Raw genomic sequence first — 6,157 nt, 5'->3', positions numbered from 1 at the left:
GACCTGGTAGTGCTCCTCCCCGATCACGCGGGGGTCGAGGATGCGCGAGGACGAGGCGAGGGGGTCGACCGCCGGGTAGATGCCGAGCTCGACGATCTGGCGTGAGAGGTTCGTCGTCGCGTCGAGGTGGGCGAAGGTGGTGGCGGGAGCGGGATCGGTGAGGTCGTCGGCGGGCACGTAGATGGCCTGCACCGAGGTCACTGAGCCCTTCTTGGTGGAGGTGATGCGCTCCTGCAATTCGCCCATCTCGGTGGCCAGGTTGGGCTGGTAGCCCACCGCCGAGGGCATGCGTCCCAGCAGCGCCGAGACCTCCGAGCCCGCCTGGGTGAAGCGGAAGATGTTGTCGATGAAGAGCAGGGTGTCGGCGCCCTCGGCGTCGCGGAAGTTCTCAGCCACGGTCAGGCCGGTGAGGGCCACCCGCAGGCGCGCCCCCGGCGGCTCCGTCATCTGCCCGTAGATGAGCGAGGCCTTGGAGTTGGCGGGATCGCCGGGCTTGATCACCCCGCTCTCGCTCATCTCCAGCCACAGGTCGTTGCCCTCGCGGGTGCGCTCGCCCACCCCCGCGAACACGGAGAAGCCGCCGTGCTGCTTGGCCACGTTGTTGATGAGCTCCATGATGACCACGGTCTTGCCCACCCCGGCGCCGCCGAACAGCCCGATCTTGCCGCCCTTGAGGAAGGGCTGGATGAGGTCGACGACTTTCACCCCGGTCTCGAACATCTCGGCGGTGGTGGCCTGCTCGTCGAAGGCGGGGGCCAGGCGGTGGATGGGCAGGCGGTCCTTGGCCTGGATGGGGCCGAGTTCGTCCACCGGCTCCCCGATCACGTTCATCACCCGCCCCAGGGTGCCGCGGCCCACGGGCACGGAGATGGGCCCGCCCAGGTCGATGGCGTTCATGCCGCGCACCATGCCGTCGGTGGGCTGCATGGCCACGCAGCGCACGCGGCCTTCGCCCAGGTGCTGCTGCACTTCCAGGATGACGTTGATGGGAGCGGGCACGGTGAAGCCCTCGCTCACCACGCGCAGGGCCTGGTAGATGGGAGGCAACGCGGTCTCGGAAAACTGCACGTCCACGGCCGGGCCGGCCACTTGGATCACATGTCCGATGTTGTCAGGCATAAGTTCACTCGTTTCCAGGTTTCAAGGTTTCAGAGTTTCAAGGTTTCAAGGTGCCCGGCGCCTGCCTCTTCTACTTTGCAACCTTGAAACTTTGGAACTTTGAAACCTCCTACAAAGCTGCTGCACCCGACACGATCTCGATGATCTCTTTCGTGATCTTGGCCTGGCGGGCGCGGTTCATGGCCAGGGTCAGCGAGTCGATCATCTCGCTGGCGTTGTTGGTGGCCGAATCCATGGCGGTCATGCGCGCCGCGTGCTCCGCCGCCACCGACTCCAGCAGGGCGCGGTAGATCTGCACCGCCACGTACTTGGGCAGCAGGGCGTGGAACAGCTCCGTGGCCGGCTGCTCGTAGATGTAATCCTGGGTGGCGGCGCCGAAGCGGGCGGCCTGCTCGTCGATCGCGCGCGTGTCGGCGGCGTGCACGCTGACCCCGGCGGAAGACGCCGCCTGGGCCCGCCGTTCCCGCTCCTCCTCGGGGATCTCCAACTGCTCCTCCGCCTCGGCCACCCCGATCTGCCGGATGGGCAGCACCTTCTCCACCACCAGCCGCTGCGCGATCACACTCTTGAACTCGTTGAAGAGGAAATAGACCGAATCGAAGCCGCCCTCGGTGTAGCGCGCGATCAGGCGCTCGGCCATCTCGCTGGCCTGGGCGAACTCCAGGTGGCCGAGGATCCCGATCTGCTCGCCCACCAGGTGCACGCCGGGCTCGACCGTGTCGGGGCTGCCGGCGGGGAAGCGGCGGCGCAGGAAGTCCCGCCCCTTGCGGCCCACGGCCACGATGGAGACGTTCTTCCCCTGCTTGGAATCGAGGAAGTGCATGGCCGCCTTCAGGATGTTGGTGTTGAAGGCGCCGGCCAGGCCCTTGTCGCCGGTGACCACGGCCAGGAAGATGTTCTTCTCCTCGCGGCGGGCCAGCAGGGGATGGCGGGGCTCCCCGGTCTCGGGATCGTAGATCTCGGCGCGCGCCACCAGCGACTGCAGCACGTGGGTGAGCATCTGGGCGTAGGGGCGGGCGGAGAGAGCGCGCTCCTGGGCGCGGCGCAGGCGCGCCGCCGCCACCATCTTCATGGCCTTGGTGATCTGGCGCGTGTTGATCACGCTGCGGATGCGCCGCCGAATGTCGAGGACGTTGGCCATCTGCTAGTTCCTGGTTTCCCGTTTCCAGTTTCCCGTTTACTTCGCCGCCGTGGCCTGGCGCTCGCTGACGAAACGCTGCTTGGCCTCCTCCACCAGCTTGTGCACGTCGGCCTTGAGCGCGTCGTCCAGGGTCTTCTTCTCCATGATGGCCTTCAGCAGGCCGGGGTTCATGGTGTCGGCGTACTGGTAGAGCTGCTGCTCGAACTCGCGCACCTCTTCCACCGCCAGGTCATCGAGGAAGCCGTTGGTGCCGGCATAGATGATGAGGATCTGCTTGGAGAAGGGCAGGGGCGCGTACTGGCCCTGCTTCAGGATCTCCACCAGGCGCTGGCCGCGGGCCAATTGCGCCTGCGTGGCCTTGTCCAGGTCGCTGCCGAACTGGGCGAAGGCGGCCAGCTCGCGGTACTGGGCCAGCTCCAGCTTCAGGGTGCCGGCCACCTGGCGCATGGCCTTGATCTGGGCGCTGCCGCCCACGCGGCTCACCGACAGGCCCACGTTCACCGCCGGGCGCACCCCCGAGTTGAACAGGTCGGTCTCCAGGTAGATCTGGCCGTCGGTGATGGAGATGACGTTGGTGGGGATGTAGGCGGAGACGTCGCCCGCCTGGGTCTCGATGATGGGCAGAGCGGTGAGGGAGCCGCCGCCGTTCTTGTCGCTGAGCTTGGCGGCGCGCTCCAGCAGCCGCGAGTGCAGGTAGAAGACGTCGCCGGGATAGGCCTCGCGCCCCGGCGGCCGCCGCAGCAGCAGCGAGATCTCGCGGTAGGAGGCCGCGTGCTTCGACAGGTCGTCGTAGACGCACAGGGCGTGGCGCTTGGAGTCGCGGAAGTACTCGCCCATGGCGCAGGCGGCGTAGGGCGCGATGTACTGCATGGGAGCGGGCTCCGACGCCGAGGCCACCACCACGATGGTGTAGTCCATGGCGCCATAGTCGCTGAGGATCTTCACCACCTGGGCCACCGAGGAGCGCTTCTGGCCGATGGCGCAGTAGACGCAGATCAGGTCGTTGCCCTTGTTGTTGATGATGGTGTCGATGGCCAGGGCGGTCTTGCCGGTCTGGCGGTCGCCGATGATGAGCTCGCGCTGGCCGCGGCCGATGGGGATCATGCTGTCGACCGCCTTCAGCCCGGTGGCCATGGGCTCGCGCACCGGGCGGCGGTCGATCACCCCCGGCGCCAGCCGCTCCAGCGGGATGTACTGCTTGGCGGCGATGGGACCCTTATCGTCAATGGGCTGGCCCAGAGAGTTGACCACGCGGCCCACCAGGGCCTCGCCCACGGGCACGCTCATGATGCGCCCGGTGCGCTTGACCTGGTCGCCTTCCTTGATCTCGGTGTACTCGCCCAGCAGCACGCAGCCCACCTGGTCTTCCTCCAGGTTCATGGCGATGCCGGCCACGTCGTGGGGGAAGGAGAGCAGCTCCCCGGCCATGACCTTGTCCAGACCGTGCAGGCGGGCGATGCCGTCGCCCAGGGAGATGACCGTTCCCACCTCGTCCACCGCGATGCGGGTCTCGTAGTTCTCGATCTGCTCTTTGATGAGCTTGGTGATTTCGTCAGCTTTGATCTGCGCCATAACCAGCCTTTAGCTACTAGCTTCTAGCTCTTAGCTTTTAGCTCTTAGCCCCTGCCGAAGTGCACACGGGCCCAGCGCTAAATGCCAAGTGCTAAGCGCTGAGCTCCTCTTTCAGTCTGCGCAACTGTCCCTTCACCGAGCCGTCGTAGATGGTGCTGCCTACTCGAATGACGGCGCCGCCCAGCAACGCCGCGTCGCGCAGGTAGCGGGCGCGCACCTTGCGCCCCGTGACCCGGGCGATCTGGGACTCCAAGGCGCGCTTTTCCTCGTCGGCCAGGTCGCGCGCGGAGGAGACCTGCGCCTCCACGAAGCCCAGCGCCCGGTCCAGCTCCGCCTCGAACTGGCGCGCGATCTGGGGCAGCGCGGGGATGCGTCCGCGGTCGATGAGCACAGCGACGAAGTTGCGCACCTGCCGGCCCACGCCCGCGCGCTTCCCGATGGCGTCCAGCACGGCATGCTTCTGCTCGGCGGGCACGGCCGGGTTCTCCCACACCGCCCGCAGCTCCGGGCTGGCGGCGAACAGCTCCACCAGGGTTCGCACCTGCTCCACCGTCTTGCCGGGATCGAGCTTCTGCTCCAGCACCACCTCGGCGAAGGCGCGGGCGTAGCGGCTGTTGACGGCGGCCATGGCCTACTTGCCTTCCTTGATCTGGCCGGCAAAGTCGCGGACCAGCGCCTTGTCGGTCTCGGGATCGACCTTGATCTTCTTCTCCGCCAGGGCCACCGCCAGGTCGGCGGCGAAGGCCTTCAGGCCGCGCCGCGCCAGGCCGGCGGCGGCCTCGATCTCCTGCTCCGCCCCCTGCACGATCTTGCGCTTGTCGGCCTCGGCCTGGGCGCGCAGGCGCTCCTCTTCGGCGCGAGCATCCGCCTCGGCGGCCGTGCGCAGCGCCCCGATCTCGCCGTCCAGCTTGGCCAGCCGCTCTTCGATCTCGGCCAGCCGGCGGTTGGCGTCTTCGCTGGCGCGCCGCGATTCCTCCAGGTTCTTCTGGATCTCGCGGGTGCGCGCGCGGAAGGCCTCCGGCACCCGCGCCCGGGCCAGCCAGTAGATCAGGAAGGCGATGAGCAGGAAGTTGGCCACCACCAGGATCTGGTACATGGTCGCGGGCTCCAGCCCGACTAGGCGGGCCAGTGCCTTCACGGAAGGCGACTCCTTGAACTCGGCGTTCTCTTCTCCCTCGGCTTGCTGGTGCTCGTCGGCGTTGGCCGCGCCGTGCTCCTGCGAGGCGGAGGGCTTTTCGCTCTGCGTGGCCGCGGGCTTCGGATCCTTGGAGTGAGACTCCTGGGCGGCGGAGCGGGACAGGCAGGCAGCCGTGACCAGGGCGATCGCCAGGACGGCGAAGCGGAGGGCGCGGCTCACGGCCGGCCGCCTGCCGCCGTGCCGGCGGGCTTCAGAACGATGCGCACCACTTCCGCGGCCAGCACCTCGCCCTGGGTGCGCAGCAGCGCCTGGGCCTCCGTCACGTCGCGATCCAGTGCGGCGCGGGCGTCACGTACGCGCGCCTCCGCGGCCGTCCGGGCCTGGGCCAGGGCCTCCCCGCGCGCCTCCAGCACCTTCTGGCGGCGGGCTTCCTGGGCCTTGTAGATGGAGACCTTGGCCTCGCGCAGGCGCTGCTCGTGTTCGGCCGCCTTGGCGTCGGCGCGCGCGATGGCGGCCTTGGCCTCTTCCATGGCCCCCAGCGTGCGCCGACGCCGCTCTTCCAGGACGCGCTCCAGGGGCTTGTGCACCAGCACGGCGTAGGCGGCGTACAGCAGCAGGAAAAGCAGGATGGTGGGAATCGCGCCCAGAAAGAGGTCGCCGAGTTGCCGGAGGATCTCGTCCATGACTTTCTGCTGAAGCCTGGGAAGATGTAGCGACGTCTCTGGAACCTCCCAACGTAACACCCCCACTGGCGAGTGTCAACGCGGGCTCCGGCTGTGTTCATGCGGGTTTTCGGCGCTGCGGACGCAGGAAAGAACGCTCCCAGAGCGCGCCTCGTGGCGGTCTCTCCCGGGGCGCAGAGGACGCCGCCCCCGCCTCGCCCTTGACATCGAGGCGGGCGAGAGTAGGATAATGAGTTATCACCTCCGATCCATTTCAGGATCGAATGGGCCGGTCGCCAAGGAATTGTCACCGCTTCTTGGCAGCTGGCCCATTTAATTTCAGTACTCGGTACTCAGTACTCAGTTGTCAGGCGGTGCGCTTTTCGACGGCAGCGAGCAAGGCATTCAAGATCCGACCCAGTTCAGCGGTGGACTTTGTCAGTTCCGTTACATCCTTCTCCTGCAGATACCCAAGATTCCGCGCAATGACGAGTTGCGTCTCGACCTCGGCGAGCGAGCCCCGGG

Annotated in this window: 6 protein-coding genes; all 6 read right to left on the bottom strand. The window is 67.5% G+C overall.

All coding sequences use genetic code 11. The features are described from left to right. A partial coding sequence (gene atpD, locus VEG08_12280; GenBank protein HXZ28761.1) for a F0F1 ATP synthase subunit beta occupies positions 1-1,119 on the bottom strand: 1,119 nt, incomplete at its 3' end. A gap of 109 nt (positions 1,120-1,228) precedes the next feature. Further along, positions 1,229-2,260 carry an ATP synthase F1 subunit gamma gene (atpG, locus tag VEG08_12275; GenBank protein HXZ28760.1) on the bottom strand — a complete coding sequence of 344 codons (1,032 nt, stop codon included), beginning with the start codon at positions 2,258-2,260 and terminating at the stop codon, positions 1,229-1,231. A 36-nt stretch (positions 2,261-2,296) separates the two neighbouring features. Next, the gene (gene atpA, locus VEG08_12270; GenBank protein HXZ28759.1) at positions 2,297-3,832 is read right to left on the bottom strand and encodes a F0F1 ATP synthase subunit alpha; all 1,536 of its coding nucleotides are present in this window, start codon (positions 3,830-3,832) and stop codon (positions 2,297-2,299) included. Between the two features lie 91 nt (positions 3,833-3,923). Further along, positions 3,924-4,460, bottom strand: coding sequence for an ATP synthase F1 subunit delta (atpH, locus tag VEG08_12265; protein ID HXZ28758.1), 537 nt, complete (start codon positions 4,458-4,460; stop codon positions 3,924-3,926). Positions 4,461-4,463: 3 nt separating this feature from the next. After that, entirely contained in the window at positions 4,464-5,189 is a 726-nt protein-coding gene (locus VEG08_12260; GenBank protein ID HXZ28757.1) for an ATP synthase F0 subunit B, read from the bottom strand. Continuing rightward, positions 5,186-5,653 (bottom strand): hypothetical protein, encoded by a 468-nt coding sequence (locus VEG08_12255; protein ID HXZ28756.1) that lies wholly within the window; start codon positions 5,651-5,653, stop codon positions 5,186-5,188. The genes VEG08_12260 and VEG08_12255 overlap by 4 nt, the downstream gene beginning before the upstream one ends. Between the last annotated feature and the right edge of the window lie 504 nt (positions 5,654-6,157).

It is taken from the genome of Terriglobales bacterium, assembly GCA_035624475.1.
Taxonomy (GTDB): domain Bacteria; phylum Acidobacteriota; class Terriglobia; order Terriglobales; family Acidobacteriaceae; genus DASPRL01.
The sequence above is the reverse complement of the archived record's forward strand: the minus strand, read 5'-3'. Positions and strand labels throughout refer to the sequence as shown.

Excerpts from the sequence above, each read along its gene's own strand:
- atpG (HXZ28760.1), bottom strand. The coding sequence starts at position 2,260 with ATGGCCAACGTCCTCGACATTCGGCGGCGCATCCGCAGCGTGATCAAC.
- atpA (HXZ28759.1), bottom strand. The coding sequence starts at position 3,832 with ATGGCGCAGATCAAAGCTGACGAAATCACCAAGCTCATCAAAGAGCAG.
- atpH (HXZ28758.1), bottom strand. The coding sequence starts at position 4,460 with ATGGCCGCCGTCAACAGCCGCTACGCCCGCGCCTTCGCCGAGGTGGTG.
- VEG08_12255 (HXZ28756.1), bottom strand. The coding sequence starts at position 5,653 with ATGGACGAGATCCTCCGGCAACTCGGCGACCTCTTTCTGGGCGCGATT.